The sequence below is a fragment of the Paenibacillus sp. YAF4_2 genome, assembly GCF_052113225.1.
GTDB lineage: Bacteria > Bacillota > Bacilli > Paenibacillales > Paenibacillaceae > Pristimantibacillus.
This window is the reverse complement of record NZ_JBFRCT010000009.1, coordinates 1-24,038: the sequence shown is the minus strand read 5'-3', so window position 1 is coordinate 24,038 and position 24,038 is coordinate 1. Positions and strand designations below refer to the sequence as shown.

Below are 24,038 nucleotides of genomic sequence, written 5' to 3'. Positions count from 1 at the left end.
ATGAAAAGTTATGCATGCGGGAAAATCAAGGTCACCATAGTTCCGATACCCATTTCGCTTATGATCCGGATTTCCCCCCCATATTTCTCCGTGATTTTTTTCGCGATCGACAGTCCGAGGCCATTTCCTCCTTCCTTCCGTCCCCTTCCCTTATCTACACGGAAGAAGCGGTCAAAAATGTAAGGTATGTCCTTCTTATGAACGCCGATTCCTTTATCTTCGACAGATATATGGATATTCTCTCCAACAACTTGAAGGCTCATTCGCAACACAGGGTTCTGACTGGAATACCGAACGGCGTTATCTAACAGGATGATCAAGACCTGATGTAACCGATGCTCGTCTATTCGAATGCGCTTCCCTTCTTTCAAATCGCTTTCGATCGTGAAATGCGGATAAAGCAATCGGTAGTTTTGTATCAATTCCATCACGACACTCAAAGGATCGATTGGAGCGGAAATTTCCTCTGCAGGATGATGCAGGTCGCCAGATAAATCTAATAATTGATTAGTTAATTGGCGTAAACGTACGATCTCTTCGATTACTGCGGCTATGGATTCCTCTTGAATCGCCGGATTATTCTTTCCCCATCGCTTTAATAATTTCATATGTCCTTCTATAATGGCGATGGGGGTTCGGATTTCATGCGAAGCATCTTCAATGAATTGGCGCTGTCGATTGAAGGAACGTTCCAACTCCTCCATCATCTCATTGAAGATAGAAGAAAGTCGTGAAATTTCATCCCCATTGTTTCGATATCTTACTCGTCCGCTCACCCCTGTTCGCTTGATGTTATTCATAGCAGAAGCCATGCGGTTCAACGGTTTCAGCAACCGCCAAGCGACAACTAAACCTCCAATCGTGCTAAAGATTATCCCAAGTGCCCCAAGCTCCAGCATGAGACTTCTCAATCGATCCTTCATCGCATCTTCATTTTCCAAGTTTGCCGCTAACTCCAAAGTGCCTTTGAATGAATTCGTTTTGATCGGAGCGCGAACGACCATCAATCGGTCCTGTCCATGGCGCAGGGATACGATCGATTCGCTTTCCGCCGTTTGAACTGGAACCCAATCGGAAGGAAGCTCACGGGTGAGAATCATCACTTGCCGGCCGGCGGGGTCCAACAGCCTGAGCAACTGATTGTTTTGGACGAACCGTTGCAGAAACCCTCTACTCTCTTCCAATCCTTCCTTATCCAGTGGTTCCTCTTGTTCTGAGAAGTATCCGATGATTTCGGAAGCCGTCCTTCTCATCGAGTCTTTCTGGGAATCCATCATCCATTGCGTTACTGCGTTGTATTGAGCAATGGTATACACTATAAACAATATTAGAATCAGCGATGTTGTCCATAAAGCCAATTTGTACTTGATAGGCATGTGCTCACCCTTTCATCACGTAACCTACGCCGCGTACGGTCTGAATGTATTTATCTCCGCCGCCCAATTTTTGCCGAATATATCGGACATAAACATCGACTACGTTAGTCTCCGCTCCGGACTCAAATCCCCATACCAGGTCGAGCAGTTGATCTCTGCTAAGCACGTTGTTCGCATTTCGAAGAAGGACGACCAATAGATCGAATTCCCGTTTGGTGAGGGACAGTTCCTCTCCATCGCGCTTGACCGTTCGCGAACTGACATATACTTGAAGGTCATGGAACTCTATCTTTTCGTTTTCTTCATCCTCCGACGGATCCACTCTTCTAAACAACGCCCGTATTCGGGCAAGCAATTCTTCGATTTCGAAAGGCTTGGGCAAATAATCGTCAGCGCCGCTGTCGAGGCCCGAAACTCGATCCATCACGCTATTGCGAGCCGTGAGCATGATGATCGGGGTCTTGTTTCTCTGACTTCGAAGCCGTCTGCAAATTTCGATTCCGCTAAGACCCGGGAGCATAAGATCCAACAGGATCAGATCCCATTCCTGTCCACTGGCTAACAAGAATCCCTCCCGCCCGTTATGAACAACTGTGACTTCGAAGCCCTCATGCTCTAACTCGAGTTCAACAAAACGGGCAAAGTTCGGTTCATCTTCAATAAGGAGCAATTTTCTCATGCGGATTCCTTTCCGAATATATTCAAAAGGGCAAGAACCCCTGTAATAGGATTCCTGCCCGTTGATCTTTTATGCCCGAATTGGATTAATCCTCATTCGTTTCGCCATCGTCTTGATGGTCTACGCCATTCGCGCTGTCTTTATCGGATTGCTCTTGATCGTCGGCAACCTCGCCGTCCCCGTCGGACTTCTCTTGGTTGGTCGCTTTAACAGAGCTGGATTTCACTTGATCGTCGGCAACCTCGCCATCGCCATCGGACTTCTCTTGAGTAGACGAGATACCGGTGTTGTCTGAATTCGTTGTCATTGGGTTTAGTTCCACCGACGACTTGTTGTTACCCGAAGCCGCATACGTTGAATGCAGCAAAGATCCCGACCCAGTAGCTACCACCGCAAAAAGAGCTGCGGCAATAATCCATGTCTTCTTCTTCATTTTGTTACCTCCAATTTTGGGTTTGTCTTATGACATTTATAACTATAGCAAGTCAACATGAGAATGCCTTGAGATCAAGATTAGAATTTGATGAGAATTTATGAAACCAATTCAAGAGCAGTTTCTCATGGAATATTCCTTTAATCTTCAGGCGCAGCAACGGGTGCGACTCGCCTTAGGAATATCGGAATTTTATGCTTTTGCAATTCTGACTTGTACTGACCGCTTAACGTCGTAAGCTGATTATCCTCTGTCGTCGTCAGCATATTTTGTACCATTCCATAGAGAAAAAACCGCAGTTATCATTAAGATAATACCTACGGTTTGATAGAATTCACGCGTTAGTCGTGTTCTCGTTTATTTAAACATGCGTGCCCCCGTCCACTGTCAGCCGATAACCCTACCCGACATGGTATCTTCGCTTAAGTCGATACTCGGTTAACTCACCAAGCGTTTCATTGTCCTCTGCAAGCAAGACGCGCATGTTATCTTACCTCCTGCAATTTCATAGATCTTAAATATACCAATAAACTATGAAATGAGCATGAAAATAAGAAGATCCCCCATTACTGACTAACAGCGACCTGCTGACTCTCCTCCATCTTTGCAGGGGTACCGCCTCGAAAGACAACGAGAAGCACAATCACAATCAAGAGGACTAGACTAACGAGTCCTTTGCTGTAACCAACACCGCCATGGCCTGGTGCCGCAGAAAGCCAATCCGCGAAGGACGCGCCCACAGGACGAGTCAAAACATAAGCTATCCAGAAAGCTGTAATTTCTTTCAGATGAAACAGCAGATAACATAATGCGGGTATGAATAGCAAAGCAAAAAACATTATTCCGGAAGCTAAATATCCCAAATGCATGCTGGAGGCTGTTAAGTCGCCTGCAGAAGTGCCAAGAGCGAATGTGGTCGTTCTTGTCTTGAGCTCACGACAAGAACTTCTATACAAAAAATAAAAAGCCGCAGTTTATGCGACTTTTCTTGATATATGTTCTTGTCGTCCGACAACTTCTTCATGGAGGCTCATTGGACGAGGTTAATACCTGATAGATCGCGTATTTTTGTTCGTATAAAAAAATAAAGCCGATATTCTCATTGGAATATCGGCTTATTTGAAAGTACCTACTGCAATTTATATTACTTGTCCGCATTAATCATGAGTATATCCCTCATTACAATGATGCAGTCCAGAAGCACTCCATTTAGGGGCTGATTTTTCATTAGTACCTTTTCCTTTTAAAGAGTGAAATTTTCTTCAATCTCTTTTCGATTGTATTCTAAAATCCAATCATTAAATTCTTTATAAACACTTCTTAATTGTTCTCTATTTGTAGAGATGACATCACATCCCCTATCATCATAAATTTGCAGAATAATTTCTTTGCTAATATTCACAAAGAAAACCTCATGTTTGACGTTAGGTTTCAAACCCATATCGGTATTACAAATTGCTTTAATTAAGTTATTGTAGCTTATATCCGAAACGCTACATTTTAAACACAGTCTCTGAATGGATTCGGAATCTGAATCATTGATGTTAGCCTCTGTATAAGAAGAAAGATTCCGTAACACTTTTTTAGATTTTATATATTTTTTGAACACATTTGTTTTTGTAATGGTTCTAGAACCCTCGTTTATTACGTTCACAATCAAGTACGTATCATCTTCAAGACTAAATAAATGCTTAAAAATGTTTGTTGCACGGTAATAAACCTGCTCCATATATAGCTTCATATCAGTTTCTAATGCTTCAAGATCACCTAATTCAAATCGAATTCCAATTGGCCAAACATTATAAAGGCCTGTGCGAAGAGATAGATCTGGGAACAACGATTCTAATAACTCACGTGTTGACAAGACAACTTCCTCCTCAAAAACGTTTATAGGAATGGATTGATTTTAATCGCTAATAATTTTACCGTCTCCAGCTAAGGATTTCACTCGTTTGTCTTTAGCATCTTTCAACTTCCATTTCTTCCCCTGCGTGACCCGCCGTATCTTTTTCAATTCTTTTTATTTTAGAATTTATATCATAATTCTTTTTTGAGGAATACAGGAAAAATGATCCTTTTTTAAGTAATGCGTTGAGTTGATTTTCTTTTACTAGTTTGAGACAACGCATAAATCTATTTGAGAAGAAGGTTTATTGGGATAGTCACGTTCGTTATACAAAAAAAAGTAGACCTCCCCATTAGTCGTGGGGGGTCTACTTTTATTTAAATATAAGAAGCGCAAAAGTAATTACTTAATCAATCAAGACGCTCCAAAATCCAGTCTTGTAGAGTTCTATTATTCTCCTCCGCTTGGCGAATTAGCTCATTCCTCTTATCCGGCAGCCAGGCATTACTGTTGTTTGTGTCCCTTTAGTGTCGACCTTCCGATTTATCAATAACAACGCTTCTATCTTTTTCCTAGAAGCTCGGCCTTTTGACGGTTCCACAACGTATTACTCCTGATTTTGTACAATTTGTTGTCGAGAACCTTTTGGTACAGCTTCAGAACCGAGTCCGTCAAGATGATATCGGAGTATCGTGTTCTTACATAACGCCGGAGCTTTCGGGCCGCCGGCAGTCTCTTGCGGTTCTTGACCTTCGCCGCCATGTCTGAGGTTGTGCGGCACAGCAGCTGTGGCATGCCCCGAAGCACCTCAGTGACGCCGCCTTTCCGGAAGCCAAGCACGGGCGTGCCACTAGCCATCGATTCTACGAGGACTAGACCGAAAGGTTCATCCCACGTCGAGGTGAACAAGACGAAGCTGGCGTTGGCGAGCAGCTGGCGTTTGCGTTCACCGCCGACGATGCCGACATAGCGGATATTTTTACCCAGATGCGGCTTGATTTTGGAGTTGTAATATTTCTTGTCGTTCAGCGTCCCGGCGATGATGAGCCGCTTTCCCGTTTTCTTGGCGACCTTGATGGCCAGGTGAACGCCCTTTTTCTTGATCACTCTCCCCAGGAAGAGCATGTAGTTCTGCTTGGTGGTCCTGAACGTGTAATCATCCATGCGAATGCCGTTGTAGACGGCGTAGCCTCTTCGTTTCCCAAATTTACGCAGGATGAATTTGCTGACATAGACCGGAATCTGAATACGGCTATCGCTTCCTTGGGAATGCGATTGGCCGATGGTAGGAATCGGCGGATTCGCCTTGGCGACGATGCCGTAATGATCATGTATGATGTCCACGTTGGGCGGGAGGTTTTTAATGATGAAGTCGAGCTGTTCTTTTCGATCGTTTGATTCATATTCGAACGTTCGGGTCGCGTTCGAGCTCGACCCTTTCTTGGCAAACAGAAACACCTCGTGTCCCCGTTTGACCAATTCTTCAGTCAAATAATGAACCTCGCGCTGCGTGCCCCCGTAACCCTTCGGCGGGACAGGAATCGTATTCGTCGAGATTAGAGCAATTCTCAATTATCCCCCAGCTCCTTAGGTAAGTGTCTTTCCATAGGCATTCTTTGTAGGATATGAACTGACTCCAGAGCAGGGCACGGCTAATTCAATCTGTATTCATTTTTAAACGCCTCTTAACTATCATGCCCGTTCGTATTATGAGGTCACCAGATCTTTCTGGTCGACCTCTTTTTTGTAGGGTCGTAAGATAGCGGTAGCCGGGGGGCGAACGTTTCTGCCCGTGGGACTTGGATCCCGAGAGCCAGCACGATGCTATTCTTCTTCTCCCATTCTAAGTAAGGCGAGTACCAAACTCCAGGCTTGATATCCGCAAACGAGCTGTTCTTGAACGCGGACACGTCCGCTCCGGCGGCACCGGCAATCAGTTTCAGGGGTTCGCCGCGCATGATCGCGTTATTCAGCAAGAACTGGCTGTCGTTAACGCCGCTGATAATGTCCTTGCCCTGCAGATAATAGATGTCTGCTTTAGCCCAGTGAGTATCGGCTTTTTTGAAATCCAATATCTTTTGTGTCGTTAACATGGACTCAGCCTCCATCGAGGAAGTGAACGCAATCATTACTTTTACGTTTTTTCGGGTGTTGATATTATTGAACTTAATCAATACTAAAATACTCAAAGTATAGAAACTAGGATATTAAAACTAGATGGTAGCCTTACTTTATCGGCGAATCAATACTACCCTCTTTAGTTTGTTTATTGCATTTTTATTTATTACAACAAAATTAAGTTTTGAAGCCCGGAAGCTCGTTTTTTTCTTTCTAGTCCATCTCCACTCCACACTATTGGGGTTTAACCCAAATTTAAAAGAGGTGTCCCTTAGTCATTTAAATGACTTATGGGACACCTCTTTTTTTGTGTTCTTTGTTATGCACATTGCATTTATTAGTTACACTTGCTATACCCACAGTTGCTGCATTGTTTACATCCCTCTACATTCAGCAAAGAAGCCGAACCACAAGACGGGCAAAGATCACGCGAGGTTACCTCGCCATGCTTATGCGAATCAACCGCAGCAGCAGCTGGAGAAGCTTCCAACACAGGTGCAGTTTTCACCGGCTCATAAGCCGCCGCCTGCTCGTTTGTGCTTTCGATATGAATCTCAAGTGCCTTCGCAACCGCGTCAGCGATCGATTCTACACGATTCGCTCCAAATCCGATAGCGCCTGTGCCGCCAATACCTTTGAGATGCTTGATCAAGAGCTTCACTTTGTTACCATGATCACCATAACGGAGGAACAAGGAGCAGACACGGCCAAGCGCTTCGGCCATCGCAAACACGTCAGATCCCGCTTTGCCTACGTTCAGGAAGATCTCACCTGGAATACCGTTCAGATCATTAATCGTAATATAAGCCATGCCGAATGGCGTATTTACTTTATAGGTTGCGCCGCGTAAAATTTGCGGACGGCGTTTGTATTGCTTGTCAAAGTCCTGCTCCGCTTGAGGCGTGACTTTCGCATTCAAAGTCGTGTTAAGAGACTCGAGTGAATCTTGATCCTCCACTATTTCCACTGTTGCAGCTGCTTCACCAGCTGCATCTGGCTTGTCATCCTTCTTCGTCGACAACACCTGTACATCACGGCTGCCGTCACGGTAGATCGTTACGCCTTTACAGCCAAGATCAAACGCAAGCTCATACAGCTCTTTTGTTTCTTCAACCGTAAAGTCGCTTGGACAGTTCGCCGTCTTCGAGATCGAGCTGTCTACCCAGCGCTGAATCGCAGCTTGTGCACGGATATGATCCTTCGCGGACAAATCCATCGCCGTTACGAAGTAATCCGGCAGCTCTTCACCAGGATGTGCATCCTTCCAATCTTGCGCGATTGGCACGAGTTGCTTGTCGAAGCCAAGGCGGCTTTGACGGAAGTATTCGAAAGCGAAGTACGGCTCGATGCCTGTAGAAGTGCCTACCATCGTACCCGTGCTGCCTGTTGGCGCTTGTGTAATGACGGTAACGTTACGGATTCCTTTTGCCAGAACCGCTTCTCCCACTTCAGGGAACTCCGATACCATGTTTTTCATAAAGCCGCTTTGCAGGAATTTCTCCGCATCAAAGGCTTCGAACGAACCTTTCTCTGCTGCAATCTCAGCAGAAGCCAGATACGCTTCACGTGCCATAAATCCATATATTTTATCGAGGAACAGAAGCGATTCTGGACTGCCATAACGGATGCCAAGCTTGATCATCAGCTCAGCTAGCCCCATTGTACCAAGGCCTACGCGGCGCTCGAGCTTCTGGTTCCTCTCGTTTTCTTCAAAGTGATAAGGTGTAGTATCAATAACGTTATCAAGGAAACGTACCGACCACCTCGTAACCTTCGAAAGCTCTTCCCAATCCACCTCATGCTTGCTTCCATCATAAAACTTGGACAAGTTAATCGCGGAAAGGTTACAGACACCCCAGCCTGGAAGACCTTGCTCGCCACATGGATTTGTACAAATAATCGGGTTGAAGTACCAGCTGTTCGACATCTGGTTGTAGTATTCCATGAAGACGACGCCTGGTTCAGCCGATTTCCATGCCGACTCGATAATCGTATGCCAGACTTCACGTGCACGGACTGTTTTGTAAGGCACAACGTGCTTACCAAGCTTCTTCCATGCGTCCAGATCACCTGTCCACAGCTCATCATATTCAGGATCTTTAGTGTCAGGGAACACAAGCTCCCACTCCAGATCTTCCTTGACAGCCTTCATAAAGCCATTGCTGACACAGACCGACAGGTTGGCATTGGTCACTTGACCCATCGTTTGCTTCACTGTAATGAAATCAAGTACATCCGGATGCCAGTCGTTAATCATCAGCATCAGCGCGCCTCTGCGGCTGCCACCCTGCTCGATCAAGCCAGTAGTATAGCTGAACAAACCACCCCAAGAAACGGCACCGCTCGACGAACCGTTAACACCTGCCACAATAGCGCGGCGAGGACGAAGTGATGATAAGTTGATACCAACCCCGCCTCCACGAGCCATAATTTCCGTCATTTCAGAGAGCGTCGTCATAATACCGCCGCGGCTGTCCTTCGGTGATGGAATAACGTAGCAGTTAAACAGCGTCAATTCTTCGCTTGCACCTGCACCTGCAGCAATACGACCGCCAGGTACCAGCTTCCAATCATCTAGAATATAACGGAAACGATTGGTCCATAGCTGCTGATTCTCATCCCCTGATTCCGCACCAGCCATCGCGCCAGCGAGACGGTCCCACATTTCTTCCGGTGTCTTCTCTATTGTAAGCGTGAGTTTTTCCACGCTGGTTGTCATCGTATCCCCGCTTCTGAGCTTTACAGTTACTTCAGATCCGCTTCGCTTAATCACTTCTCCAACCTCTTTGGCCGGAAATTTCGGATCATCCTTCGTCAGGACCAGAACTACATCCCCTACAGCTGTTTTACTTGTATCGGCATTTTTCCAAGCATAGCGATCCAAAAATATCTTCTCGCTAAGGCCTTCCAATTTCCGCGTCATTACCACGATTGGTCCTTCCTCCCATGTCCCCTTATAGCGCTTTGCACACCTATTTATTGTATGAATCGGGCACCATATATTGTGTGTACTCATCATTATACTATACTACATATCGGTATACACCCCAATTTTCACCTATTTCCCCGCTATTCTGCGCTTACATCGCCTATTCTCTTTCTATTGCTTGTCTTCTCCCTAATTTAGCTCGTTTTTTAGCATATAGGAATGTCAACATTTTCAACACAATGTCTATATTTCACCTTGAAGCGCAGCGGCCTCCTTCAAAGTTCGACACATGCTTGTTAAGAATGATTGAAAAAGGCCATACTAGTGACAATTATCTCTAATTGCTGGAAATCGAAAGGAGCTGCCATCGTGACCTCTACTAATAACAATCAGGCAAATGCGAATCCCGCTTCTTCCGAGGACTCCATAGTAAGACGCAAGCTTCATCCGCTTGTTGATCTGCAATGCGACCGTACCTGGTTCGAGGAGCTGCAAAGCCGTGTTGCCAAAAATGGACCTTGGGACGATTGGACGCTCTATCAATTATCGATGGAAGCCGAGCAGGCGAAGCGAGTTGAAAGCTTCGAGCAGCTGCAATGTCTGCGTTCACTGCCTTCCTTTGAACCAATGCCACATCAGATCGATACGGCACGAAAGGTCGTACATGAGATGGGCGGGCGAGCGATTCTTGCCGATGAGGTTGGCCTTGGCAAAACCATTGAAGCTGGCCTCGTTATAAAAGAATACATGGTACGCGGCCTCGTCCGGCGAGCGCTTATTCTTGTTCCCGCTTCTCTAGTCCTCCAGTGGGTCAGAGAACTGAATTCAAAGTTTGGCATCTCCGCCGTTGCCCAGAAGAAAGAGCATACGTGGCAATATGATGTCGTAGTTGCTTCCATTGATACGGCAAAGCGTGATCCTCATCGTGACATTATTCTCGGTCAAGATTATGACCTGATCATCATTGACGAGGCGCATAAGCTGAAGAACAAGAAGACAACAAACTATCAATTTGCACTGGAGCTTCGTAAAAAATATTGCCTCCTTCTTACCGCAACACCGATTCAGAACGATCTGGATGAGCTCTATAATCTGATCACGCTGCTGAAGCCCGGTCAGCTTGGCGGTCAAAGCGAGTTCGCCGCGAATTTCGTTGTCGACAAGCGTCTTCCAAAGAACGAGGATCAGCTTCAGGACGCCTTGTCTTCCGTCATGATCCGCAACCGGCGGGGGGATGGCGGTATTTCATTTACGAAACGTATCGTGAAAAATATCCCTCTTGAGCTGTCAACGGAAGAGAAAGCTCTATATGACGCTGTAACGGCCTTCGTCAGAGATCGCTATAAGGAAGATGGCGTTGATATGATGAGTATGCTTCCGCTCGTCACGCTGCAGCGTGAAGTGTGCAGCAGTCGGGATGCGGTGTTTATTACGCTAGTTAATCTGTTTAAGAAAACATCAGAGGATTCTCCTATCCGCCCGAAAATATGGGGGCTAATTGAGTTTATTAAGCAGATCAATGCCAATACAAAAGCCGAGAAAGTGATGGAGCTAGTCCAGCAAATTAATGATAAAGTGATTATCTTCACCGAGTATCGGGCTTCGCAGGAATATTTGCTGCAGTTTTTCCGCTCCCACAACATATTGGCTGTACCATATCGAGGCGGCATGAACCGCGGCAAGAAGGACTGGATGATGGATCTGTTCCGCGGGCGTGCCCAAATCTTAATTGCGACCGAAGCCGGCGGTGAAGGAATTAATCTTCAATTCTGTCACCATATGATCAACTTTGATCTGCCATGGAACCCGATGCGGGTTGAACAACGGATCGGCCGTGTTCACCGGCTTGGTCAAACGGAAGATGTGAAGATATACAATCTTTGTACTCTTGGGACAATCGAGGAGCATATCGTGAACCTGCTGCATGAGAAAATCAACCTGTTCGAGCTTGTTATCGGAGAATTGGATCACATTCTGGAACGGATCGAGACCGATGCGGGTTCCATTGAGCAGCAGCTTGCCAAGTTGCTCCTTGAGTCCGGAGGAGACACTGCCCACTTGGAGCAAAAGCTTAACCATCTTGGTTCAACCATTTCCAAGCTTCGCAAAGAAACAGACACTTCTGAGAAGGCACAGGGACCAACGATTCTAGGTCAGATGACTGCACTCGGCCAGAAAGTCGAGGTGAGACCGTGAATTCAAAGCAGGTCCATAAATACGTACAACGATTTCTTGAGGCAACGCAATGCTCCATTATTGAAAAATCACCAGCGCATTTCATCGTCAAGCTCTCCCCTGCTGCTGATCGCGAGCTGACGAACCGTCCCTTCTATTGGAGCTTTGTAGATCGTACGGACTCCGAACCGGAGACGATGACCTATTTGTTCGTAACCGATAAGGAGAAATATGAAGAAATTATGGCTGCGCCAGCTCCAGTGCCAACGCAGGCAAGCTCTGCGGTTGATGCAGCGTTAAACCGTTCTTTCGGGTTCGTTAATAACAATCTGGCCAGCGGTGCTCGCACGCCAAGAGAAGATTTGTACTTTGGCTCCCGCAAGCTGGAGCAGCTGTTTGGAGCAGCCAAATCATCGGGCAGCTACGTCAATCTGTTCCAAGATCCTGAACGTCGGTCCAGCACTCCTTTCCAATCAACTCCGTACACAGCATGGTTAGGCGTTAATATGCGCGTCGAATTCGCCTGTGACCGCAAGCGTGAGGAGATACACAGCTATGGTGTCTCCCTCGCAACAGGCATGGTTGTCGAGAATTTCTATGACCGTCTGAAAAACCTGAAGCTGACGCCGCGTCTTCCTTCCAATGTTCATTTAACACGAAACGGACTGTCTTTTACCAAAGCCTTAGGAATTATCGAGACTTCCCTTGAACGCAAACTGAAGGGATATGATTACAATTGGGCGGTTGATGCAGCAGCAAGGCTGGAGGAAGAACTGGATCGAATTCGCCATTATTATGATCCCTTGGTTAAGCATGCAGCAGATGATGAGACCAAGGCAAAGGTAGAAGAACAATTCAATCAACGCCAGACCGAGATCAAGTGGCAATATGAACCCCGAGTGACGGCTTCCGCCATTAACTGCGGTATTTTCCACCTGGAAGGTATTGAATAGGGTCAATCAGACGGCATTCGCAGGTTTACGCCAAAATTAGAACGTTATATAAGATGATGCCCGCGACAGGTTCCAACAGCCTTCTGCGGGCTTGTCCAATATAATTGGATCATGTCATTCAGAACGTAATTTATGTAGATTCAAGGAAAGGGTGTGCCTTATGCGTAAGTGGATTCGAAATACAACCATGGCCGCTTTAATCATGTCTACGTTCCTTTTCTCCGTTACAGCTCTACAAGCGGAAGAATTGCCGCCTTCAATCTCACAGGAAGAACAGCTTCAAACAACTGTTCGCGGCTGGATGGACGAGCTTGCGAAGCAGTCTAACTTCCAAGATTGGAACAAGGCTGATTTTATCGTGCAGCCGCTTGGTCCCGGTACACATAGCTGGATAGCGATAGTGAAATTAAAGGAGAAGTCTCTTGGTTATCTCGTTATTCAAGCGAAGAAAGATGGCGGTTTTGCCCTTGGAGAGTATGGAACTGGGGATTATCTGTTTGACCAGAACACGCTGCAGCAATCGTTAGTGCAGCTTGAACTTATCTCCTCTTTATCAGAGGCAAATGAAGCTTTATATATTCATCCGTTATTTGCTGTGTGGCATATAAAAGGCGCTGCGGAGGATACTTACTTGGATGGCGCAAGTGGAGAATGGTTACCGCTTCAGCAAGCAACGTGGAATAAAACAGCAAAATCGGAAGAAGAGCTTGCCTCCAAATATGCCATGGAAGACGGATCTTCCATTGGCAGAGCTGTTCGGAGCCGTTCCTTTGATCCTTATAGCAGAATGCCGTGGCTGACAGAGAAACCACTCGTAGCATCAGCAGATAACACAAGTATTGTCCTGAAAGCTTTGAGCTCGAAGGAGCCGCTCCGTTATGTTACTGAGAGGTACAATAAGGAAATGCTGTATGTTTGGTCCATTACGGGCTATCACAGCTGGGATGATAACGGTACTGTTTACGCCGCGCTGGAAACAGACGAGCTCGGCAATAGCACAAGGTATATTCCCCTTAAGCTTCTTGCCGAGCTCGGTTCATTTTACCATTAACCTTTAATAACGTTTAACGTTCCGTACGACCTCTCCACCATAACAAAACACTAGTCGGCCCCCAGCCGAACCAGCGCGTCAGCCAATGCTCCCTAGTTGCCTTGGCTGACGCTTTGGCTTGCTTACGTTCATCTTTAGGCGTATCGATATAGTTCACAATTTCCACGGTCATATATTTAATCAGATCATGTCCATTTGCCATACAGATCACCTCAGGTGAATTATTTGTTACATGAAGTTTGCCCGAATTCATCAAATCATAAACATGCATGAGTTTTCCTTCATTGAGCCACTCTATCTTTAGCTGCACGATATCGGCTTCCAGGCATGATGAAGGAGGAATCAAGTTGTTGTTCAAAATAATGCGAGTCCTGCTGTTCGGATTAATGTGCTGTTCACAACCATTATCAGCTGCCATACCCGAGGACGAGCAGCAGCTCACACAGGCTCCCGAAGATGGCTGGACAATGCCTTCAGCTGTTGTCTTAATTGATGCCGGACACGGAGGCATAGACGGCGGAGCAACGGCCGGTTCCACCTTGGAAAAGGACATTAATCTCGCCATTGCCCGAAAGCTGTACCTGCTGCTTAACAGCCAAGGTATCCCTGCCGTCCTGAATCGCACGGGAGATTATGCCTTAAGCGAAGACAACAGATGGCATTTAAGCAGATCCCGTCATAAACGTGATTTATCCCAGAGGCGCCAATTAACGGAGGAGATTAAGACGACTATGCTCGTCAGTTTGCATGTGAACTGGACGAAGGATAATTCCAAGCATGGTCCGATTGTTCTTCATCAATCCTCCGGCGAAAGTGCTTTACTCGCTTTTTGCATCCAAGATACGCTGAATCGACACCAGCAGACCGCTTTTTATCCAAGGGAAGGCAAGCCGTTCTATCTGCTTCGTCGTGTCGATCAGCCTGCCGTTATTGTTGAGATGGGTTTTATCAGCAACTCGGGGGATCGAACGATGCTCACTGATCCACGTCAACAGCTGAAGATTGCTTCAGCTATTGCTTCAGGGATTCGGCAGTATAAATGGATCACCCGATAATGAAGGCAGCAGACTCGTCAACTTAACAAATTGCACCTGGCCGTCCGATTGCATTGTTGGAATCGATGCCTTTAGGACGGCTGCCGTTTTTAAGCCCGGTGGACCGACATGACCAATTACGATACAAGTTTCATGGGACTCTAGATGTTTTCTGGCAATTGTCATTTGTTTCGCGACATGCTGCTCCGTATATACATCATCGAGAAATACATTATTGGCCAAAGCCGGTACACCAAGCTCCTGCGTCACCTTGGGAACAACGGTCTTAAAGGTCGTACGGCTGTCGAGGAAGAACAGACCTCTCTCCTTACAGACAGCCAGGACGATCCGCATAATCCGTTCATCCGCCGTAATTTTGGAGCCCATATGATTATTCATTCCAACAGCATAGGGCACATTATCAATAGCTTCCTCTACCCGTTTCCGAATCTCGGCATCGCTGAGATCAGCCGTAATCGCTCCTGGGCCAAGCCAGCTCTTAAGGCCTTTATTCGGTTCCATGGGCATATGGACGATGACATCATGACCAAGCCGATGTGCTTCTTCCGCGTCTTGCTTCGTTGTTGGCATAAAGGGCATAACCGCTACCGTAAACTTAACGGGCAGCTTCAACATCTCAGCGGTCCCGTTCATTCCGTTACCGAAATCATCAATCACGATTGCGAATTGTCTCACCGTCTTACCTGGTTCTTCAGCAGCCATCGCTTGTTCGCTGCCAATTGGCAGCATGAACAACAGCCCTAGCATCCATATGATCAAAGTCTTTCTGTTCATGACATACACCCCTTAGTATCTCCTGTCGGTTATCTTCTTCATTGTTTGTCCAATCAAGGAAAAATATGCTGAATTTTGCAACTTTATCGAATAGGTTGACGAATGAATTGGGGCCATGCTACCATAACAGAAGTAATAACGTATGCGGTCGTGGCGGAATTGGCAGACGCGCTAGATTCAGGTTCTAGTGGTGTAACAGCCGTGGAGGTTCGAGTCCTCTCGACCGCACCATACATAAGAGGTTTCAGCGCATGAGCTGGAGCCTTTTTTATTTGTCTGCCTCTTAAATCTATAACTCTATCAAACTTTTATTCATATGCTGAACTTTCACATACGTGAGGAGGCATACGAATGAAAAAAGATGTGCGAACAAAATGTTTTTCGGACAATCTCTCCAACAACGATGTATGGTGGGATCGTGAGGCATATGAAGAATGGCGCCGTAAATTTTGCTGCAAAGATGATCATCATAAAGATCACTGCGGCGACTCCCGCTGGCAAGACGACGAAGACGTCAAGTAAGAATCATTCCCTTTTCAAGGCTCTCCTTTTCTTATGAGGAGAGTCTTTTCTATTTCGCTGTCGTTACTAGATTCATGAGCATGCGCCGTTACCTTTCCTTGCAGTCAAATCATATACTGCAACATTAACGAGAGGATGGTGTATGAATGGATATTTGTATCATTGGGGCCGGTTATGTAGGACTTACAACAGCAGCGGTTCTGGCAGACATCGGTCATACAGTCTTCTGCACAGACCGTGATGAAGCGAAGATTGATAAGCTGAAACAAGGCGTCATTCCGGTCTATGAGCCAGGGTTATCAGCCATGCTCCTTCGTAATATGGAATCGGGAAAGCTCATTTTTGATACCAGTGTCTCTGCCTATATTTCTCAATGTCCTATCCTTATGATTGCAGTCGGAGCTCCTCCGAGCAAAGATGGAAGTGCCGATCTAAGCGCTATTCACAGTGTTGTAAGGAATATTGCAGACATGATTCGTTCACCTAAAACAATTGTTATAAAAAGTACGGTTCCGCCGGGAACAGCAGATCAAATCAAGCAATGGTTCCTCACACAGCTTGTGAGCCCAGACTTATTCCATATCGTCTCCAATCCTGAGTTTCTACGGGAAGGAACTGCTATCTACGATACGCAGCATCCCGATCGTATTGTAATCGGAGCTGTCGAACAATCTGCTGCTCTACAAGTGAAAGAGCTCTATAAGACCATTAATACCACCTTCCTGCTAACTACTAATCGGGAAGCAGAATTAATTAAATATGCGTCCAATGCCTTTCTCGCTGTCAAAATATCGTTTATTAATGAGATCTCAAAGGTTTGTGAAGCCTTTGATGCAGATATTACCCGAGTAGCGGAGGGAATTGGTCTCGACAAACGAATTGGGCCTCAGTTTCTGCAGGCCGGCCTTGGCTATGGGGGCTCTTGCCTGCCAAGGGATGTAGACACACTTATTCATGCGGCTGAAAGTAAGCAAATGAAGTTAAGGATGCTAACCGCAGCGAAGAAAATCAATCGCTCACAACTGTCTCTATACGTGAATAAACTTAAATCAAAGCTAGGCGAATGTAACCATAACCAGCGAATTGCGGTATGGGGAGCCACATTCAAAGAGAATACGGATGATATTCGTGCATCACAAGCCATTGCCTTAATGAAAAAGCTGACAAAGCTCGGGTATCACGTATATGCCTATGATCCCCTTGCCCATCCGTCACTTCCATCGGTTATCTGGTGCGAAAGTGCTTATGAAGCCGTGGAGCAAGCAGATGCACTTATTGTTGCGACCTGCTGGCCGGAATTCGTGGAGGCTGATTGGCTGACCGTCAAACAGGCTATGCGGCGTCCTGTCATTCTGGATGGACGTAATCGTCTGAATCGGGCAAAGCTTGAAAGTCTTGGCTTTGAATATACCGGTATAGGGCGACCTTAAAATACCCCATAAAGTGACAAATACTTCGATTCTGACCGGAGGATGTCTCACTATGAGACTGGCCTTAATCTGTACGGAAAAACTGCCCTCCCCTGCCATTCGAGGCGGAGCGATTCAAATTATGATGGATGGGATCTCTCCCTTTCTTGGCAAAAAACATGAGGTAACCATTTATTCTATTACCGATGACAGTTTACCAGACAAGGACAACCGCGGCGGAATTCAATATATTTATGCCGGATAACGTTCAAGCCGTCCTTGCCCAATATCCGCTTCGAGTAAAAAATGTCTCTCTAATAAGCGATAAAGATAAAAAAGCAGCTTGGACAGTATCCACTAGTGCTGGGACAAAGATATTAAAAAAGTCTCCTGCAGCCAAACAGCGGCTGCTCTTCCTTATCCAAGCGATTAAGCATCTGCAGAACAATGGTGCACCTATTCCTGCTATGGTTACAACATCTGCCGGTAAAGATTACGCCGAGGATAGTGAGGGCAGCTGCTATATTTTATCCGATGCGATCTCAGGCTCTCAGCCGTCTTATTCGAATGGGGATCTGCTTGCAATTATGAAGGAGCTTGGACGCTTCCATCTCGCCTCACGGGGCTTTCAGTCTAACAGCACAACCAATGAGCGTGCTCATCTTGGCCGCTGGGCGCAAAGCTATGAACGTCATCTCGAAGAGCTCGTCCGCTTCAAGAGCCTAGTGAAAAGCAGCAGCACCACTGAGTTTGAGAAACTATATGTCCAGCATGCTGATCATTATATCAGCCAAGGCAAAGAAGCCTTATCCTGGGTGCAAGGCCCTTATTACGCCAATTGGGTCAATAAAGCGGCCGTTCAGAAAAACCTCTGCCATCAGGACTTCGCTGCTGCTAATCTGATTAAGACGAGTTCGGGGCTTGTCATTATCGACATGGATTCCATCACATTTGATCTGCCGGCTAGGGATATCCGCAAAATCTTTAATAAAGTGATGAAAAAATATGGCTGGAACAGCTCCAAAGCTGCCAGCATGCTCCGCACCTACCGCGAAGTCCATCCTTTATCTGAGGAAGAATGTCAGATCATTTATGCTGATCTCTTGTTTCCTCATCTGTTCTACGGACTGGCAAGCAAATATTTCAATAAACGAACGGAATGGAACCGTTCAAACACACTGCGCAAGCTGCAAGGCTATATCTCGTCAGAGAATGACCGCGAGCATGTATTAGCTTCCTGGCGCTCTATTGTTCGGCAATTCTGAATAGAATAATAAACTGCTTGACTATAACTAAGAGAAAATGCTATTATTACCTTCGTCAGTAACATTTGCGGTCGTGGCGGAATTGGCAGACGCGCTAGATTCAGGTTCTAGTGGTGTAACAGCCGTGGAGGTTCGAGTCCTCTCGACCGCACCAACTTTAATAACGCAAGGGTTTTGGAAAGTCTAGCAATAGACGAACCAAAGCCCTTTTTTGTTGTTGACTGGATTATTGAGTAGCCATTATTCCTTCTTCGTACGAAGGAGAAAATAACTCATTTCAGAATCATTGGTGGTGCACCCACTAAGTGTATACTGCACTTCCTCTTCCACGTTCTCACTTGTCACTTCCGAGCAAGTATCTGTTCGTACTCCCTTTTGAGTTCCACCAAATTTATCATTAGAATCATCGTACGTGTAATGAATAACTTCCCCATCAAACTTCAAATCCTTAAAGATCGGATCTCCCTCATCGGTATAACCTGTCACTCGGATACTGCTCACTTTCTTATTGCCGAGGTCCGTTAAGAATTGATTAAATTTCTCGACATTATGTACGTCGTTAAAAAAGACAACATCACCTTTACTAATGGCTTCTTCATAGGAATAAGGTTTACTTCCACCACTTGAATGACCGTTTTGATTAGAGCAGCCTGCAATTAATAAAGTAAAGACGGTAAGTATAACGATTGGTTTCATTGTTTCCTCCCATTACCTAAAAGACGAGCTTTTTAGATAAAAGGTTACTAATTAAAATAAAAAAGCAGAAACCCTTTACTAAAAGGGCTTCTGCTTTCAAAAGTTCTTTCATATTAAATGGTGGAACCACGTTCACTTGAGGCAAGCTCAAAACGATAACCGCGGCTGAGCTTAACGACCCGTCTGTTAGCCCGACGGATCACAACCGACGTATCATCCCATGCTACGAGGATCCCAACCACATCGTTTACTTCCATTTCATCACGTATAACGCGGACTAATTCACCATTCACGCGGAATTGGTCTAACTGCTCTTCACTAATCACCGCTATAACCTCCGAACAAACTAACCGACATGCTCTTTCGAATCGTTTGTTTCTGTTTCATACCATTCATCTAGCACTCTTGAGGACATGACGCGTGTTGCAATATATTCAGCCTGACGTTCCGTGAAATGACTTTTCCATTCCTGTTCGAGCTCATCACAAAGCTTAACAATCGTAAGAAGTTCTGACCATGCAACATAACGCTTGTACCAGAAAAATTGCGGATGCTCAATCATATAAGGATACAAATCATCAAATTCCGTATGCTTGCAGTCCAGCGCGCGTTCGAAGTGAACTTTCGCGTCCTCCAGTTTCGCAGACAAAAATTCAGTAGATAACATTGCTGCTGCCTCCCCTCGGTTCCTTCACTCTCTCATTATAACTTAGTCGAATTGAATTTGCCCGTTTTTCAAAGAAGAAACATTTACAAGTGATTCTACACGAACACCTTGCTCACGCAGTGTTTTGGAACCCGCCTGGAACGATTTCTCCAGGACGATGCCCATACCAACCAGGCTTGCACCGGATCTTTCAATAATTTTAATAAGTCCACGAGCAGCATCGCCATTAGCGATAATATCGTCGATAAACAATACTTTATCTTCCTTCGCTAAGAACTGCTTAGACACCATAATATCAGTGACAATACCTTTTGTGAAGGATGGAACACGCTCCGAATAAGCATCCGGGTCCGCGATTAAAGTTTTCTTGCGACGTGCGAATACAAGTGGTACACCTAGTACATAAGCAGTTGCATATGCAACCGGGATACCCGAAGATTCAATCGTAACCACTTTCGTAATGTTCTCGTCAGCAAATCGTTTTGCGAATTCATGTCCCATTTCCATCGTAAGTGCAGGATCGACCTGGTGGTTAAGTATAGAATCCAGCCGCAGTACATCGTTTGACAGCACCGATGCTTGCTCTAAAATTCGCTCTTTTAAAATATCCATCTTTATTTCCCTCCACCAAAATCTCTTTTCGATAACTTACCATAGGATGGGCAAACAACGCAACCCGGCTTTTTCAATTTTTTGCGCTCAGAAGAAGAGGAATCTTTTATAATAGAAGAGACGTATAAAGGAAGAAACTTTTCCCAGTTATGGACGTTTATAATGATAAGACAAATGGAATAGCGACCCAAAAGGAGCGCAGAGCATGAACAAGAGAACACGGAAATATGCTGCAGCAAAATGGGCAGTCGCCCTTGCCTTCGCACTAATTGCAGCAACAGGCTGCTCCAATGAATTAGTTCCAAATTCTAAGTCCTATGAACAACCTTCACATGATCAATCAAGCACTTATTTATCAGGTGATTCTCCACAGAAAACGTATCTTCAGGGGCAAGAAGAAGGACAAACAGGATCAGAACCTAAATCGCTTGATGAAGGCGGAGATACAAGCGCAGCTTCAACCGGGGGCAGCAGCACAAAGCAAGCTTCGGCTTGGAACGCCTCACATCCCATCATGCTTGGCCTGTCCATCGGAGATTCTAATAAGCTGGTAGCTGAACGATTTGGCAAGGCAGTTGATATTTACAGCTTGGAGGATGAATCAGAATCCATCGAAGTACATGAATATAAAGGTTTCGCTGTCGGCATTAACGATAAGCATACCATCCAATATATAGAGGTTTATGATAAATCGATCGTAACCGGATTAAGTGGCGTTCATGTAGAAGACCGTTCGGATGCTGTTCTTAAAGCGCTTGGAAAGCCGTCATCGCAAAATAGCTTCATTATTACTTATGAAGGAAAAGACTCGCTCTTGAAGTTTGATTTGGATCCGGATCATGACAAGATCGTCTCCATCAAACTATTGGCTGTGACGTAAGTTGTTAACAAGCTGTCATGCTCGTCCTCATTCGGACATACCTTTACTATAGAAGGTTATTTCGGGAGGACATGCCATGTTAAAGCGTACAGGTAAGGTACTGCAAATTGCTTCTACTTATATGGGCACAATTGTGGGCGCCGGTTTTGCGACTGGACAAGAGATCTTGCAGTTTTTTACCCGATTCGGCTATTGGGGTACACTGACAATCGCCGTCGCAACGGCGCTCTTTATATGGCTTGGCGGTAAAATGATGATTATTGCGAGCGAAATCGGGGCGAAATCCTATGAGGACCTGAACATTGCACTGTTTGGCGACAGATACGGCAAATGGATTAGTCATTTCATGCTGGTCGTCCTGCTTGGTGTAACGGCCGTCATGCTCGCAGGTGCAGGCACGATCTTTTATGAGAATTGGAATATCTCGTATCAGTCCGGGTTACTTATCACGATTGCGGCCTGCTACTTCCTGTTACGCAAAGGCATGAAGGCAATCTTAACGGTCAATGCAATCGTTGTACCCATCATGCTGCTGTTTACGACTATTATTATGATCGACACGTTCCAAACTCCGGAATCCGACAGGTTTACAACGATTGTCACAGATCATTCGATATGGGCAGCATGGGCTGCGCCTTTTCTGTATACCGCTTTTAACCTTTCGATGTCACAAGCGGTGCTTGTCCCGCTGGGAGCAGAAATTAAAGACCGCAAAACGATTGTACTTGGCGCATGGGTTGGCGGGATCGGCATCGGCTTTATGCTGCTTGCCGGACATATCGCATTATCTGTCCATATGCCCGGCATTCAGCAGTATGCCATTCCAATGGGCGGGATCGCCAAACAGCTTGGCTCTGTTGTGCAGTATATTTATATCTTTTTGATCTTTGCTGAAATTTTCACAACACTCATAGCCGATATTTACGGCTTAACCCTTCAATTGCAGGAACGTCTAAAATGGTCTCGTTCGATGCTGACGATGATTGTGCTCGCCTTCTGTTTCGTGGCCAGCCAAATCGGCTTTGGTCCATTGCTCTCAACGCTTTATCCGATCTTTGGCCTGATCAGCTTAGGCTGGTTATTCCTGGTGATCAGGCGCAAGATGGCTCACTAACTGCCGGCGAGCGCCAGGCAATTGAACAAGCATAGCGTGAGGCATATGACCCTGCAGCGCATCCCGGATATGTTCATGACAGGTGAACAGGATGAGCTGACGTCTCTCCGATAGCTCGCTTAGCAGACCGGCAACTGCATGCAGGCGCTGACGGTCTAAGTTAACAAATAAATCATCTAACAGCAGCGGCATGTTCGCTGCTGTTGCTGTTTCTACAGCCAGCGCAAGACGCATAGCTAAATAGACTAACTCCGCTGTACCTCGGCTGAGCATAACCGAATCCACCAACTTATTGTCTGAGGTTTCAAGACGTATAGACGGCAAATCAGGTGTTGTTACAACCCGGATATATCTTCCTTCGGTCAATTGACGGACAAAGCTGCTCGACAGCTTCAGCAGCGCAGGCTGCCGTTCTTCCTCGTAGATCCTTTTTGTAGCCCGGATAAGCGAAGCACTGATAGCCAGCACGGCATAACGCTCCGCATCCTGCGAAAGCTGAGCGATGGTCATTTCCTTCACTGCAAGCAGCTCACGGTGCTTGTCCTCTTGGAGTAAATCCTCCAGCTGCTGCCGCACTCTCCCCCGTCGATCAAGCCATTCCGCTTTGTTCGTCTCCATCTGCCGCACCTTAAGCTGAAGCTCCGAATGAAGCTTTCCAAGCTCTTCTCCGTCATGGGCAGCGAGAAGCTGCTCAAGCTCCTCAATTCGCTGCCTCGACAAACCAGCGGTCATTTCGATTTGCAGCTTATCCTGCTCTGCATCGATAGCTTCTAATCGCGTCCGATGTGCGAGGACTGCGGTAAACTCTGTTTCATTCGTAAATGCTGCCGCTTCGTAGAGCTTCTGGATGGAGATAGTGAGCTGCTCCTGTTTGTCTTGTGTTGCAGCGATCGCGATATGTATGGCCTGAAGCCGCTCATCCAGGCGAGCGGCTTCATCCTGCGCCGCTGCTTGCCGGCGCAGCTCTGCCTGCAGGAGCCGCAGCCCAAGCACGGGCTCAGCTGGCAGTCTTTGCGCCGCGTCAGGGAAGCCGGCGCAAAGCTCCGCCGCTCTCGCCTCGAAGGCGGCGAGCTGGGTGTCCGCGGCGGTTTTCTTCGCCGCGCGGCGGTCCAGCTGCTGGAGCCGGTGCAAAGCTTGCTCGGCGAGCTCGAATACTTCGAGCGCAGCATCCGGCGACATGTCCGGCAGCGCCAGTGCATCCAGCCAGCCGCGCCATTGCCGGGCAGCAGCTGTACGCTCTTCTGCCGCGGCGGCTGCTGCCTCGCGGCGCTCGCCGGCGGCAGCTCGAAGCCGCGCATGCCGGCGCGCCAGCTCGTGGCGGCCAGCACCGAGCTGCTCGCTGCGCTGCAGCGCGGACGCGCGCGCCTCGGCTGCGGCGCGCAGCTRCTCGCGGGCGCTCGGCTGCGGCGGCTCCGCCAGCAGTGCCGCGGCAGCTTCCGCGGGCGCGCTGACGAGCGCCGCGAGTGCCGCGCGCACGCGCTGCT

25 protein-coding genes and 2 tRNA genes are annotated in these 24,038 nt (G+C 46.7%); 12 read left to right on the top strand and 15 right to left on the bottom strand.

The genetic code is table 11. From position 1 onward, the window contains the following. Window positions 1–8: 8 nt before the first annotated feature. The 8 genes from AB4Y93_RS20275 to AB4Y93_RS20240 form a co-directional block, all read right to left on the bottom strand. The gene (locus tag AB4Y93_RS20275) at window positions 9–1,376 is read right to left on the bottom strand and encodes a sensor histidine kinase (protein ID WP_441894668.1); all 1,368 of its coding nucleotides are present in this window, start codon (window positions 1,374–1,376) and stop codon (window positions 9–11) included. A gap of 4 nt (window positions 1,377–1,380) precedes the next feature. Beyond that, entirely contained in the window at window positions 1,381–2,055 is a 675-nt protein-coding gene (locus AB4Y93_RS20270; RefSeq protein WP_132306527.1) for a response regulator transcription factor, read from the bottom strand. 85 nt (window positions 2,056–2,140) lie between these two features. Continuing rightward, complete coding sequence (locus AB4Y93_RS20265) at window positions 2,141–2,488, bottom strand: hypothetical protein (protein WP_441894667.1); 348 nt, start codon at window positions 2,486–2,488, stop codon at window positions 2,141–2,143. 566 nt (window positions 2,489–3,054) lie between these two features. Beyond that, entirely contained in the window at window positions 3,055–3,444 is a 390-nt protein-coding gene (locus tag AB4Y93_RS20260) for a hypothetical protein (protein WP_441894666.1), read from the bottom strand. A gap of 287 nt (window positions 3,445–3,731) precedes the next feature. Further along, the gene (locus AB4Y93_RS20255) at window positions 3,732–4,352 is read right to left on the bottom strand and encodes a DUF3885 domain-containing protein (RefSeq protein ID WP_441894665.1); all 621 of its coding nucleotides are present in this window, start codon (window positions 4,350–4,352) and stop codon (window positions 3,732–3,734) included. 543 nt (window positions 4,353–4,895) lie between these two features. Continuing rightward, window positions 4,896–5,906: a glycosyltransferase gene (locus AB4Y93_RS20250; RefSeq protein ID WP_441894664.1), complete on the bottom strand. Its 1,011-nt coding sequence runs from the start codon at window positions 5,904–5,906 to the stop codon at window positions 4,896–4,898. A gap of 143 nt (window positions 5,907–6,049) precedes the next feature. Next, window positions 6,050–6,427, bottom strand: coding sequence for a hypothetical protein (locus AB4Y93_RS20245; protein WP_441894663.1), 378 nt, complete (start codon window positions 6,425–6,427; stop codon window positions 6,050–6,052). Between the two features lie 362 nt (window positions 6,428–6,789). Next, the gene (locus tag AB4Y93_RS20240) at window positions 6,790–9,375 is read right to left on the bottom strand and encodes an adenosylcobalamin-dependent ribonucleoside-diphosphate reductase (protein WP_441894662.1); all 2,586 of its coding nucleotides are present in this window, start codon (window positions 9,373–9,375) and stop codon (window positions 6,790–6,792) included. A gap of 432 nt (window positions 9,376–9,807) precedes the next feature. Here AB4Y93_RS20240 and AB4Y93_RS20235 point away from each other — a divergent pair, with 432 nt between their 5' ends. The 3 genes from AB4Y93_RS20235 to AB4Y93_RS20225 all read left to right on the top strand — a co-directional run bounded on the left by AB4Y93_RS20235 (window position 9,808) and on the right by AB4Y93_RS20225 (window position 13,560). Continuing rightward, window positions 9,808–11,577: a DEAD/DEAH box helicase gene (locus AB4Y93_RS20235; protein WP_441894990.1), complete on the top strand. Its 1,770-nt coding sequence runs from the start codon at window positions 9,808–9,810 to the stop codon at window positions 11,575–11,577. Next, on the top strand, window positions 11,574–12,509 hold the full coding sequence (locus AB4Y93_RS20230) for a YqhG family protein (protein ID WP_441894661.1): 936 nt from the start codon (window positions 11,574–11,576) through the stop codon (window positions 12,507–12,509). Before AB4Y93_RS20235 ends, AB4Y93_RS20230 begins: the two co-directional genes overlap by 4 nt. A gap of 160 nt (window positions 12,510–12,669) precedes the next feature. After that, window positions 12,670–13,560 carry a hypothetical protein gene (locus tag AB4Y93_RS20225; protein ID WP_441894660.1) on the top strand — a complete coding sequence of 297 codons (891 nt, stop codon included), beginning with the start codon at window positions 12,670–12,672 and terminating at the stop codon, window positions 13,558–13,560. A gap of 13 nt (window positions 13,561–13,573) precedes the next feature. Here AB4Y93_RS20225 and AB4Y93_RS20220 read toward each other — a convergent pair whose 3' ends face one another. Beyond that, window positions 13,574–13,918: a YqzE family protein gene (locus tag AB4Y93_RS20220; protein ID WP_441894659.1), complete on the bottom strand. Its 345-nt coding sequence runs from the start codon at window positions 13,916–13,918 to the stop codon at window positions 13,574–13,576. Window positions 13,919–13,922: 4 nt separating this feature from the next. Between AB4Y93_RS20220 and AB4Y93_RS20215 the strand changes: the two genes are divergently transcribed. After that, window positions 13,923–14,615, top strand: a complete 693-nt coding sequence (locus AB4Y93_RS20215; protein ID WP_441894988.1) for an N-acetylmuramoyl-L-alanine amidase family protein — start codon at window positions 13,923–13,925, stop codon at window positions 14,613–14,615. On the opposite strand, the gene AB4Y93_RS20210 is transcribed toward AB4Y93_RS20215, so the two are convergent. Beyond that, window positions 14,580–15,389, bottom strand: a complete 810-nt coding sequence (locus AB4Y93_RS20210; RefSeq protein ID WP_441894658.1) for a divergent polysaccharide deacetylase family protein — start codon at window positions 15,387–15,389, stop codon at window positions 14,580–14,582. The two genes, AB4Y93_RS20215 and AB4Y93_RS20210, sit on opposite strands and share 36 nt — an antisense overlap. A 144-nt stretch (window positions 15,390–15,533) precedes the next feature. On the opposite strand from AB4Y93_RS20210, the gene AB4Y93_RS20205 reads away from it, so the two are divergent. The 6 genes from AB4Y93_RS20205 to AB4Y93_RS20180 all read left to right on the top strand — a co-directional run bounded on the left by AB4Y93_RS20205 (window position 15,534) and on the right by AB4Y93_RS20180 (window position 18,739). Continuing rightward, a tRNA-Leu gene (locus tag AB4Y93_RS20205) sits at window positions 15,534–15,620 on the top strand. A 120-nt stretch (window positions 15,621–15,740) separates the two neighbouring features. Then, window positions 15,741–15,911, top strand: a complete 171-nt coding sequence (locus tag AB4Y93_RS20200; protein WP_441894657.1) for a hypothetical protein — start codon at window positions 15,741–15,743, stop codon at window positions 15,909–15,911. Window positions 15,912–16,057: 146 nt separating this feature from the next. Next, window positions 16,058–17,341 carry a UDP-glucose dehydrogenase family protein gene (locus AB4Y93_RS20195; protein ID WP_441894656.1) on the top strand — a complete coding sequence of 428 codons (1,284 nt, stop codon included), beginning with the start codon at window positions 16,058–16,060 and terminating at the stop codon, window positions 17,339–17,341. A 52-nt stretch (window positions 17,342–17,393) separates the two neighbouring features. Further along, the gene (locus AB4Y93_RS20190) at window positions 17,394–17,585 is read left to right on the top strand and encodes a hypothetical protein (protein ID WP_441894655.1); all 192 of its coding nucleotides are present in this window, start codon (window positions 17,394–17,396) and stop codon (window positions 17,583–17,585) included. Continuing rightward, complete coding sequence (locus AB4Y93_RS20185) at window positions 17,575–18,585, top strand: CotS family spore coat protein (protein WP_441894654.1); 1,011 nt, start codon at window positions 17,575–17,577, stop codon at window positions 18,583–18,585. The genes AB4Y93_RS20190 and AB4Y93_RS20185 overlap by 11 nt, the downstream gene beginning before the upstream one ends. 67 nt (window positions 18,586–18,652) lie before the next feature. Beyond that, window positions 18,653–18,739, top strand: a tRNA-Leu gene (locus tag AB4Y93_RS20180). An 86-nt stretch (window positions 18,740–18,825) separates the two neighbouring features. Here AB4Y93_RS20180 and AB4Y93_RS20175 read toward each other — a convergent pair. From AB4Y93_RS20175 to AB4Y93_RS20160, 4 genes are all read right to left on the bottom strand, one after another. Next, the gene (locus AB4Y93_RS20175; protein WP_441894653.1) at window positions 18,826–19,281 is read right to left on the bottom strand and encodes a DUF4362 domain-containing protein; all 456 of its coding nucleotides are present in this window, start codon (window positions 19,279–19,281) and stop codon (window positions 18,826–18,828) included. A 113-nt stretch (window positions 19,282–19,394) separates the two neighbouring features. Beyond that, window positions 19,395–19,607: a hypothetical protein gene (locus AB4Y93_RS20170; RefSeq protein ID WP_441894652.1), complete on the bottom strand. Its 213-nt coding sequence runs from the start codon at window positions 19,605–19,607 to the stop codon at window positions 19,395–19,397. A 20-nt stretch (window positions 19,608–19,627) separates the two neighbouring features. Then, window positions 19,628–19,948 carry a hypothetical protein gene (locus tag AB4Y93_RS20165; protein WP_441894651.1) on the bottom strand — a complete coding sequence of 107 codons (321 nt, stop codon included), beginning with the start codon at window positions 19,946–19,948 and terminating at the stop codon, window positions 19,628–19,630. Window positions 19,949–19,990: 42 nt separating this feature from the next. Further along, window positions 19,991–20,560, bottom strand: a complete 570-nt coding sequence (locus AB4Y93_RS20160) for a xanthine phosphoribosyltransferase (RefSeq protein ID WP_441894650.1) — start codon at window positions 20,558–20,560, stop codon at window positions 19,991–19,993. A 205-nt stretch (window positions 20,561–20,765) separates the two neighbouring features. On the opposite strand from AB4Y93_RS20160, the gene AB4Y93_RS20155 reads away from it, so the two are divergent. Together AB4Y93_RS20155 and AB4Y93_RS20150 are read left to right on the top strand one after the other, a co-directional pair. Next, window positions 20,766–21,440 (top strand): hypothetical protein, encoded by a 675-nt coding sequence (locus tag AB4Y93_RS20155; protein WP_441894649.1) that lies wholly within the window; start codon window positions 20,766–20,768, stop codon window positions 21,438–21,440. 76 nt (window positions 21,441–21,516) lie between these two features. Further along, window positions 21,517–22,554, top strand: coding sequence for a YkvI family membrane protein (locus tag AB4Y93_RS20150; RefSeq protein WP_441894648.1), 1,038 nt, complete (start codon window positions 21,517–21,519; stop codon window positions 22,552–22,554). On the opposite strand, the gene AB4Y93_RS20145 is transcribed toward AB4Y93_RS20150, so the two are convergent. Further along, the coding region (locus AB4Y93_RS20145) for an ATP-binding protein (protein ID WP_441894647.1) at window positions 22,519–24,038 on the bottom strand (1,520 nt) is incomplete at its 5' end. The genes AB4Y93_RS20150 and AB4Y93_RS20145 overlap by 36 nt on opposite strands.

Excerpts from the sequence above, each read along its gene's own strand:
- AB4Y93_RS20275 (WP_441894668.1), bottom strand. The coding sequence starts at position 1,376 with ATGCCTATCAAGTACAAATTGGCTTTATGGACAACATCGCTGATTCTA.
- AB4Y93_RS20270 (WP_132306527.1), bottom strand. The coding sequence starts at position 2,055 with ATGAGAAAATTGCTCCTTATTGAAGATGAACCGAACTTTGCCCGTTTT.
- AB4Y93_RS20265 (WP_441894667.1), bottom strand. The coding sequence starts at position 2,488 with ATGAAGAAGAAGACATGGATTATTGCCGCAGCTCTTTTTGCGGTGGTA.
- AB4Y93_RS20245 (WP_441894663.1), bottom strand. The coding sequence starts at position 6,427 with ATGTTAACGACACAAAAGATATTGGATTTCAAAAAAGCCGATACTCAC.
- AB4Y93_RS20240 (WP_441894662.1), bottom strand. The coding sequence starts at position 9,375 with ATGACGCGGAAATTGGAAGGCCTTAGCGAGAAGATATTTTTGGATCGC.
- AB4Y93_RS20225 (WP_441894660.1), top strand. The coding sequence starts at position 12,670 with ATGCGTAAGTGGATTCGAAATACAACCATGGCCGCTTTAATCATGTCT.
- AB4Y93_RS20215 (WP_441894988.1), top strand. The coding sequence starts at position 13,923 with ATGCGAGTCCTGCTGTTCGGATTAATGTGCTGTTCACAACCATTATCA.
- AB4Y93_RS20210 (WP_441894658.1), bottom strand. The coding sequence starts at position 15,389 with ATGAACAGAAAGACTTTGATCATATGGATGCTAGGGCTGTTGTTCATG.
- AB4Y93_RS20200 (WP_441894657.1), top strand. The coding sequence starts at position 15,741 with ATGAAAAAAGATGTGCGAACAAAATGTTTTTCGGACAATCTCTCCAAC.
- AB4Y93_RS20195 (WP_441894656.1), top strand. The coding sequence starts at position 16,058 with ATGGATATTTGTATCATTGGGGCCGGTTATGTAGGACTTACAACAGCA.
- AB4Y93_RS20190 (WP_441894655.1), top strand. The coding sequence starts at position 17,394 with ATGAGACTGGCCTTAATCTGTACGGAAAAACTGCCCTCCCCTGCCATT.
- AB4Y93_RS20185 (WP_441894654.1), top strand. The coding sequence starts at position 17,575 with ATGCCGGATAACGTTCAAGCCGTCCTTGCCCAATATCCGCTTCGAGTA.
- AB4Y93_RS20175 (WP_441894653.1), bottom strand. The coding sequence starts at position 19,281 with ATGAAACCAATCGTTATACTTACCGTCTTTACTTTATTAATTGCAGGC.
- AB4Y93_RS20165 (WP_441894651.1), bottom strand. The coding sequence starts at position 19,948 with ATGTTATCTACTGAATTTTTGTCTGCGAAACTGGAGGACGCGAAAGTT.
- AB4Y93_RS20160 (WP_441894650.1), bottom strand. The coding sequence starts at position 20,560 with ATGGATATTTTAAAAGAGCGAATTTTAGAGCAAGCATCGGTGCTGTCA.
- AB4Y93_RS20155 (WP_441894649.1), top strand. The coding sequence starts at position 20,766 with ATGAACAAGAGAACACGGAAATATGCTGCAGCAAAATGGGCAGTCGCC.
- AB4Y93_RS20150 (WP_441894648.1), top strand. The coding sequence starts at position 21,517 with ATGTTAAAGCGTACAGGTAAGGTACTGCAAATTGCTTCTACTTATATG.